The 7,973-nt window shown below is 45.3% G+C and carries 6 protein-coding genes; 4 read left to right on the forward strand and 2 right to left on the reverse strand.

Translation table 11 applies throughout. The features are described 5' to 3' along the window. The first annotated feature begins 385 nt into the window (after nucleotides 1–385). Entirely contained in the window at nucleotides 386–2,812 is a 2,427-nt protein-coding gene (locus tag J0895_RS24585) for a Calx-beta domain-containing protein (RefSeq protein WP_340643582.1), read from the forward strand. Nucleotides 2,813–3,120: 308 nt separating this feature from the next. Here J0895_RS24585 and J0895_RS24590 read toward each other — a convergent pair whose 3' ends face one another. Continuing rightward, nucleotides 3,121–3,516: a hypothetical protein gene (locus tag J0895_RS24590; protein ID WP_207090614.1), complete on the reverse strand. Its 396-nt coding sequence runs from the start codon at nucleotides 3,514–3,516 to the stop codon at nucleotides 3,121–3,123. 207 nt (nucleotides 3,517–3,723) lie between these two features. On the opposite strand from J0895_RS24590, the gene rppA reads away from it, so the two are divergent. The 3 genes from rppA (at nucleotide 3,724) to J0895_RS24605 (ending at nucleotide 7,217) form a co-directional block, all read left to right on the forward strand. Beyond that, the gene (gene rppA, locus J0895_RS24595; protein WP_207090615.1) at nucleotides 3,724–4,413 is read left to right on the forward strand and encodes a two-component system response regulator RppA; all 690 of its coding nucleotides are present in this window, start codon (nucleotides 3,724–3,726) and stop codon (nucleotides 4,411–4,413) included. After that, a complete protein-coding gene (locus J0895_RS24600) occupies nucleotides 4,413–5,675 on the forward strand; it encodes a sensor histidine kinase (RefSeq protein ID WP_207090616.1) in 1,263 nt (420 codons plus the stop codon). Before rppA ends, J0895_RS24600 begins: the two co-directional genes overlap by 1 nt. A gap of 423 nt (nucleotides 5,676–6,098) precedes the next feature. After that, the gene (locus tag J0895_RS24605; RefSeq protein WP_207090617.1) at nucleotides 6,099–7,217 is read left to right on the forward strand and encodes a redoxin domain-containing protein; all 1,119 of its coding nucleotides are present in this window, start codon (nucleotides 6,099–6,101) and stop codon (nucleotides 7,215–7,217) included. Nucleotides 7,218–7,321: 104 nt separating this feature from the next. Here J0895_RS24605 and J0895_RS24610 read toward each other — a convergent pair whose 3' ends face one another. Next, complete coding sequence (locus tag J0895_RS24610) at nucleotides 7,322–7,744, reverse strand: DUF309 domain-containing protein (RefSeq protein WP_207090618.1); 423 nt, start codon at nucleotides 7,742–7,744, stop codon at nucleotides 7,322–7,324. Between the last annotated feature and the right edge of the window lie 229 nt (nucleotides 7,745–7,973).

Raw genomic sequence — 7,973 nt, forward strand, 5'->3', positions numbered from 1 at the left:
ATTGGTCATTTGTTATTGGTCATTTGTTATTGGTTGTTGTTGGGGGAAATTGTAATAATTAGATTTTTTTTTAATATATTGAAAGATATTTAGGGCTTTTTTTTGTAGAAAATATTTTAATTTTAACCGATAAATAATCTGACAAAATTATGCAGAATTATGAAGTAATTTTGCCGGAAAGTTGGGGAAATTCCTGAAAAGCTAATTATAGAACAAGGTAACTTTGCAGAAATTCGAGATGAGCAAGGTCCTGGCATAGTTCAGGATTGCTTGGTATTTTGCTGAGAACTTATTGGCTTTACGAAACTGAAATAGCCGCACATACAGTTGAAAAAGAGGAATTCCCTTGGACAATTTTTTAGGCTCAAATAACTTTACTGTTTTCGTGGATGAACCTTTCTATATGACTGCTAATCCTGATGTTAAAGCAGCGGTGGAGAGTGGCATATTCACCTCGGGATTAGAACATTTTCAACGACATGGAAAACAGGAAGGCCGTCAACCGATCGCCGGGTACAATACTGCTTACTTTTTAACGGACAATGCTGATGCAGTTGTGGCGACTAACCAGGCGGATTTTATCCTGGCATTGGATGGAGACGATCGCCTTGGAGGATTAGAGGGAAATGACTTTATTAATGGCAATCAGGGAGATGACTTCATCAATGGCAACCAAGGCTATGATACCCTTCATGGGGGACAAGGGAATGATGTGTTGCGAGGGGGTCAGGAAAATGACTTCCTCTTTGGAGATTTAGGAGATGATACCCTTCATGGGGATTTGGGTGCGGATACGTTAACTGGTGGCAGTGGCAATAATGTCTTTGCGATCGCCAGGAGAGACGATGTACCCGGTGTTCGGTCCACCGGCAACGCCAACTTGCTAGAAGCGGACTGGATTATGGATTTTAAAACCAATCTCGATCGCATTTACCTAGACGGTGGATTAGCATTTGAAGACCTGCTTATGTTTCAGGGAACAGGTGCTTATTCTAGTCATACTATCATTCAAGATAGAATCACCGCTGACTATTTAGCAATCTTAAACGGCATCGATTTCGCCACCCTAGATCGGAATGATTTTATCTCCCTTTCTCCCCCATCTTCTTCTGATCCAGAGATTGTTTTTGCACCCACGCCATCTGTAGGAATCTCTAATCCGCAACCTACACCCATTCCCTCACCCACTCCCACACCCACTCCCACACCCACTCCAGAACCCACACCCGGCGCGGTGGGATTTAGTGCACCGATCTTTACCGTCAGAGAAGATGGAACAGCGATCGCCTCTGTCACCGTGGTTCGGACTGATGGCAGTGATGGCGCAATCAGTGCAGATGTACTCCTCACCGATGGCACCGCAACTGCACCCGCCGATTACATCAATGAAACCATCTCCATCACCTTTGGCGCAGGAGACACGACCCCTAAAACCGTACCGATTACCATCATCGATGATAGCGAAGTTGAACCGACCGAAACCATCAATTTATCCCTGGAAAATCTCGCCGGTGGTGCAGTATTAGCAACTCAAAATACCGCCATTTTGGAAATTCTTGATAATGACAATCCCCAGAATTTAGAACTCACCCAGGCAACCTATCTAGGAGGTGCCGGAAATGACGAAGCGAGTGCCGTGCGGATTTCTCCTATCGATCGCGCCATTACTGTTGCGGGGAATTTAAATGGGACGGCGCAACTCCTGCGATTTTCCGATCGCGGCGATACCCTCCTGTCGCAAATTGATTTAGGCGGGACTGTCAAGGATTTAGATATCGATCGCGACAGTGGAGAAATCGTCACCGTCGGGGATTTTGGGATTAAATTATTTGACAGTACCGGAACGAACCTTGTCTGGTCCCAACCGGGAACTGTTGATCAGGTAGCGATCGCCAATAATGGTGCGATCGCCACCTTAAACATCGCCACAGATACTGTCTCCCTCTGGAGTGGAACTGGCACTCCCCTCGCCTCCACGACGTTAACGGGTACGGATATTCGTCCCTCGGATATTGCCATCAATCCCCTGAATAATCAAGTTTATGTCACCGGATTCAATCAAGTTTCCAGTACCTTACAAACCCCCTTTATCCGAGGGTTTGATACCAACTTAAATCAGCTTTGGAATACCTGGGATTACAGTACCAATGAAGTCACCTCGCAAAATTTAGGAGCAGATACCCGGGGAGAACGCCTGACTATTGCTGACGATGGCACGCTCTATTTCCTCGGAAAAACCGATGGGGGAAATAACGTTTTTACTCGGGATAGTAATACCATTACCACGAACCTTGGCAGTCGGTTAATTCAGCAGGATGAATATAATAATTTATCCGGCGCTGGCAGTGGGTCATTTACATTTTTTGCTAAAATTGATAGCAATACCGGCATCATTGACCGGGGTCAATTTATCGCCACTCGCCTGAGTAATGGGAATGCCAATAGTTTCAATCCCAATTCCATCGCCGTAGATGAATCCGGAAATGTTTACATTGGCGGTGCTGCTGCTGCCTCTATCCAAAACCGGAATTTAAAAACCATTAATGGGGAACCTGTGGGGAATTATACCCTCGGTGAAATGGCCGTGTTGGGAGTCTCCGCAGATTTTACCACCCGCAAATTCTGGACGCCGTTAACGGAGTCAGGAGATCTCAATGGGTCATCGGGAACAGTCAATTCCTTTGCCGTCGCAGGCGATCGCGCGGTGATTTTCGGAACGGTTAATAATCCAGGAGTTGCCACCACCTCCAATGCCATCAATCCCAATCCATTAGGGGGAACTGATGCCTATTTAGCAACTTGGGTTGTCTAAGCAATTCTAGGATAGGTCAGGAATTAAAAAGGGAGGGACAAGGCAATGTCTTGTCCTTTTTTGATGTGTTCAATCAGGTCAGTGGGACAAGAAAACGGGGTTTTCAAGGTCATTTTATAGCGCGTCTAAATCATTTTGACATAATATAGGAGTGGGAGCATCTCGCTCCCTAGTTGCCGAAAGGGAGCGAGATGCTCCCACTCCTATATGAGAAATTTTCTAATTCCTACAAGACTTGCTATAGGTCAATTGGCAGACATTGGGGTAAGAAACCCGGTTTCTCATCTGGAAACGGATGGCCGATCGGTTTAATAATCAATCCGATAACGCACTAATTTCCTAACATCTTCTAGGGATAATCCTAATTTTTCCACAATAGCTTGTTCAACTGAAGTTACTTCAATGACAGGGAACTCAAATCGCAATTCTGTCAAAGAAGAATCCGCCGTATTAACTTGAACTTCAGTAAAATTTTCTCGCAGATGAATTTCTGCTTCAATACTAATTACCTTGACTTGCAGATAGAGTTCTAAAGATTGATGGGTATTCGATTGTAGGGAATGGTCAATGGAGTAGTTGTTGCTCAAGACGCGATCGGCAGTCCAACTACTCCCCCCCCAAAAGATAACGCCAAGTAGGGGGATGGGTAACCAAAATTCTAATCCCAAAGACTGTAAGAGTTTGAACCATTTAGAGTTAGACATGGGAAACGGTTAAAAAATACGTTGAAGTGTCAAGAGGGGAAGGCATAATGAGGAGGGGAGGGAAAAAGGGGTCTGTTGTTTGCGATTGTGCGATTCCAGGAAAATCCGGAGGATTATTCTATACTGGCAGAGAATCAGGCGATCGCGCAATCCGACTCAGGATGAAAGATGAAGGATGGCAGGGGAAGGACCAGAGGGAGATAGCGGATGAGACTTCTACTCGTGGAAGATGATCCAGAACAACTAGAACCGATTCATGCAATTTTATCCCAAGCTGGACATATTGTGGATGGGGTTGAAGATGGGGAAACGGCACAGTGGTTAATGGAAGAAAAAGAATATGATTTGTTAATTTTAGATTGGATGTTGCCGAAAGTCAGCGGGGTAAGGTTGTGTCAAAATTATCGGCAATTGGGAAAAACTGCACCGATTTTAATTCTAACGGCAAAAGATACCACTCGGGATAAAGTGATGGGATTAGATGCTGGTGCAGATGATTACTTAGTTAAACCTGTAGACTTAGTGGAACTGTTAGCGCGGGTAAGAGCATTAGGACGGCGATCGCCATTGTGGCAGGGAGACAGTCTAACCGTGGGTGAAATCCAATTACATCTGAATACTTTAACCGTCCAACGGGGAAAATCCACCGCGCAACTCTCAGCGCGGGAATTTCAACTGTTAGAATATTTTATGCGCCACCCCTTGCAAATTTTAACCCGAGAGCAGATTGAACTCGCACTCTGGGAATGGGGAAGCGAACCGGAAAGTAATGCTGTCACCACCTTAGTGCGTCGGTTGCGGCAACGGTTACAGGCGATCGCCGCCAGTAATTGGATTGAAACCGTCTATGGGGTGGGATATCGCCTCACTCCAAAGAAGCTAAACTATTGTCTGTAATGTTTAACCGTTCTCGTCGCAATTTAGCTCGCTGGTTTACCCTCTCAATGGGGAGTATTCTGTTTATTTTTTCGGCGGTTTTGTACTCTTTAGAAATCCAGGACAAACTCCAGACCTTTGATCGCGAATTAACGGATAAAGTTAGACTGATGGCCGCGAGTGTGGAATATCGGTTTCAGCGCGGAAGCTGGCATCTCAATTTACAGCACGTCCCCTTACTCGGCAGCAATTCCTTACCTTTAGATAATACCATTGTTTATGCGCGGTGGTACAATGTCGATGGCCAAATCGTGCAATTTATCGGCACTCATCCCCCGCAACACTTAACAATTCCCCCAGGTTTTGTCACCGTTAAACCGGACGAAAATTCTCAAGACTGGTTGCGGCAAGTGACATTTCCCGTGATGCGAGATGGGGTGGCGATCGGGTTTATTCAAGTCGCTACGTCTCTGAAACCCGTGCGACAATTTACCGACCAACTCCGGTTATTTTTAAGTGTGAGTTTACCCATCGCTTTAGCGGCGATCGCATTGACGGGATGGTATTTGGGAGGATTGGCGATGCACCCCATTCGTCAGGCATACGAACAATTGCAGCGGTTTACTGCCGATGCGTCCCACGAATTGCGTGCACCCCTATCTGCGATGTTAAGTAATGCACAAGTTGGATTATTTGCACCCCCAGGTGATTCCCAACGCATCCGCTTAGAAAAAATTGTCGAACTGGCAAAGGGAATGAGTCAGCTTGTCGGTCATTTACTCTTTTTATCCCGGTACACTGGAACCTTATCACCGGAAGTTTTACAAGACATTGATTTAAAGAGTTGGTTGGAGGAGTTGGTCCAGAATTATGTCCCCAAAGCGGATGCGAAGCAGCTTAGAATTTGTACTGAATTCCCCCCTTACCCCGTCCAATTTCAGGCCGATGTAGATTTACTCCGTCAGGCCATATTCAACCTCCTCGATAATGCTTGTAAATATGCATATCAGGGAAATTTAATCTCTTTAAAGTTATTTACAAAACCCCGGATAGCCATCATCCAAGTTGAAGACAACGGTATTGGTATTCCCCCAAAAGATTTACCCCATATTTTTGATAGGTTTTACCGCGTCGATACAGCGCGGACCCGCGCTAATGGAGGGTTTGGTTTAGGGTTATCCATTGTTCAGCAAATTGTCCAAGTTCATGGGGGACGGATTTCTGTGGCGTCGGTCCTGGAGGTAGGAACCACCTTTACTATCGAATTTCCCCTCAAATCTTAGTCTTCACTCCCAGGAATTTAAGACTCCCAGAGTAGGAGGTTTGTTATCTGTCATCGGTAGAATAGTTCTACATTCATCCTTGATCCCTTCATCCCCAGGTTTGTCATTTTTCTGTCACATTCCTAGTGCAATCTGTAAATGGCAACCGCTTGTTTAAGCGACAGATTAGCCAAATCATGCTGGTCTGCCTCTAGCAGGAACCTGCCAGTTCTCGTCATGGTATGGGGTTTGAGTGCAACAATTCCCCCAAGTTTTCTCGTAGAACTTGGGGTACTTTTTCCAGTTTTCTCCCGGGAGACTGGGATACTCTGCTAGCAGCATCTGCACCAACGGCTAAAATCCGTGACTCAAGCGGTTTTGGAAACAATACTGCCACTACATTAACTGTATTAATTGACCAGAGAGTGAGAGGGGTTCAGATTAATGAGCATCGGATCTGTTTATTTATCAATTGGCGATCGCATTCCTGCATTCAACTTGCCATCTCAAACTGGGGAGTTGAAGGAAATTGGTGATTTTGTGGGAAAACCCATGATAATCTGCTTTTTCCCCAGTGCGATTCGCATTGATTGTACTGCACTTCTATCGGGATTGCAGCAGATGCAATCTCAATATCGTCAACTCGGCATAGAATGCGTGGCGATCGGTCCAGATTCCGTGGATTTACATCAGGCGATCGCCGCTCAATATGGATTAACCTTTCCGATTCTTTCTGATGGCGATCGGCAAGTTAGCAGCGCTTATGGTGTAACCGCAGAAACTAGCCTTTATGGAACCACATCTTTAACCTCTACCTATACGACTTTCGTCACAGACAGGAACTATCGAGTTATTAAAATTTATCGCAACTTCGACCCCTTTACTCACGCGCAACAGTTACTGCTGGACGTGAAACCTTTACTTGACCTTGAAGAACCGCGCCAAATTTTACAACAAGCACCCGTGTTACTCATTCCCAATGTTTTAGACCCCGAATTATGCCAGCAACTCATCGAACTCTGGCATACCGAAAATGGTGAATCCGGTTTTATGCGGCAAGTTGATGGAAAAACCGTTGCCTTAATGGATAACAATCACAAAATTAGGCGCGACCATTTTATGCAACCCAGTCCACTCAAAGAGCGGATTAAACAGCTTTTAGGTCGTCGAGTCACCCCAGAAATTTGGAAAGCACATCACTTTAATGCCACCCGCATCGAAGATTTTCGGATTGTTTGCTATGACAGCAGCAAAGGCGGGTTTTTCCGACCTCATCGAGATAATACCACTGCCGGAACTGCACATCGCATCTTTGCCATGACCATTAATCTCAATGCGGGAGAATATGAAGGCGGTTGTCTACGTTTTCCCGAATATGCTCCCCATTTATATCGTCCCAACACCGGCAGCGCCGTGATATTTTCCTGTAGTTTACTTCACGAGGCAACCGATGTCATCGGCGGACGACGCTTTGCTTTATTAAGCTTTTTATATGGAGAAGAAGAAGCACGCCGTCGCGATGCTTATCAACAAGCAACTCAACAAAGTGCAGTCTCTGTGTAAAGAGCAAAGGGACAAAAAACCGGGTTTCTAACCCAATTTTTTGGCAGATTGCTACAGATTTTGTCAAGAAACCCGGTTTCTCTTCCGGTTTCTCTCCCCCCAGACTAGACAAGTTTCACCAGTTTAGGAACTTGCAATCGGGCGATTTCACCCCCTCCTGCTACGCCGTCAGAAGTAAATAACTGCTGCGCGAACTCCGCCACATTGTCAGGACCCGACTGGTGCAAAGCCCGTAAAATTTCTTGACTTTCTGTTATTAATTTTTCTACATCTATGGTATAATATTCAGGGGAATAATATCCTAATCGACTCATCCCTTCTCCCAATAAAATCGCCGCACCTCGCCAGTTTAAATTTCCCAAATGATAAAGCGCCACGGCAATCTGTAACACACCTTGATAAAATTTTTTGTCCGGTTCTACTGCATCCATCCATAAGGCTTCTAAGGTATCGTGGCAGGCATAAAAATCTTGAGCATTAAACTGGTCTACAGCTTGCCAAAATTCTTCAGAAATCCCATCTGTCATTGTATTTGATTCTATAAATTGAACCCCAATTAGAGGCACTCCAAGCTACAGGTTTTCGTAGAATGGAGCGGCTATTTTGGTATTTTATCCCATCAGGCGATCGATGAAAAGTCCCTCCCAAAGTAGGAGCCACCCTACCCCAAGCAGGTCCCCCAGTAAACTTTCCCAGATATCATGCTGTATTTTTGGACAGAACTATTGTAATCTAGACAACAGCGATGCGATCGCC

Origin of the sequence: Phormidium pseudopriestleyi FRX01 (assembly GCF_017313335.1) — a bacterium.
Taxonomy (GTDB): Bacteria; Cyanobacteriota; Cyanobacteriia; order Cyanobacteriales; family Laspinemataceae; genus Laspinema; species Laspinema pseudopriestleyi.

Bases quoted from the DNA above. Each gene is read 5' to 3' on its own strand.
- J0895_RS24590 (WP_207090614.1), bottom strand. From the start codon at position 3,516: ATGTCTAACTCTAAATGGTTCAAACTCTTACAGTCTTTGGGATTAGAA.
- rppA (WP_207090615.1), top strand. From the start codon at position 3,724: ATGAGACTTCTACTCGTGGAAGATGATCCAGAACAACTAGAACCGATT.
- J0895_RS24600 (WP_207090616.1), top strand. From the start codon at position 4,413: ATGTTTAACCGTTCTCGTCGCAATTTAGCTCGCTGGTTTACCCTCTCA.
- J0895_RS24605 (WP_207090617.1), top strand. From the start codon at position 6,099: ATGAGCATCGGATCTGTTTATTTATCAATTGGCGATCGCATTCCTGCA.
- J0895_RS24610 (WP_207090618.1), bottom strand. From the start codon at position 7,744: ATGACAGATGGGATTTCTGAAGAATTTTGGCAAGCTGTAGACCAGTTT.